General features: G+C 47.5%; 1 protein-coding gene. It reads right to left on the minus strand.

Annotated elements, in window-relative coordinates; translation table 11 throughout:
• Positions 1 to 791 (minus strand): tandem-95 repeat protein (locus R7Q11_RS25705; RefSeq protein WP_225466942.1); only part of this gene is annotated, 791 nt, incomplete at both ends.

Here is a 791-nt window from a genome sequence, read left to right on the forward strand (position 1 = left end):
GTGAAGTTCACCGTTTGGCTAACGCTTTCACCGCTTGGATCGGTGGCGGTAAAGGTTAGGGTTTCTGAGCCGTTCCAGTCCGCAGTTGGGCTAATGGTCGCGATGCCATTTTCAATCGACACCAACACGTTGCTGTTGCCGGACACTGAGAAGTTCAGTGCGGAGTCGCTGTCTTTAAATGCGTCGTTTAAATCAATCGTGTAGATCGTAAAATCTTCTGCTAACACTTGATCTGAAATCACATTGTCGACTGTTGGTGCATCGTTAACGCGATTCACAATCAAACTATCACTGTCGCTAACCGTTGGATTAACACCATCCGATACTGATGCGCTGATCGTTAGGTCTTTAAGGTTGAGTTCGTCGTTGTTAACCGCGTCAACACCCGCTTGAGTCAGTTTGACTTCATCGCCAACTAGCGCAAAGTAGCCGTTTGAGTTGTTTTCTAAAGAAACGGTTAATTGCTCTTCTGGCGTGTCGATATCAGCGACTTCCAACGTTGCCACTACCGTATCGGTATTCACTGCATCTTCAGTGATACTTTCTACAGCATCGACCTTGATCGTTGGCGCATCGTTTACTGGGTTAACGGTAACAGCTACTTTCGCTTGGTCAGTCAGCGAACCATCAGTGATGGTGTAAGTGATTTCGGCGTCACCATGGAAGTTCTCAGCCGGTGTGAAGACCAGTTTGCCATCAACGATCTCAACTGTGCCTTGTGTTTCAGGTACGGAAGCCGATTCAATCGACAGCTTATCACCATCAATATCGGTGTCGTTTGGCAGGACATC

Source organism: Vibrio sp. 970, assembly GCF_033339075.1.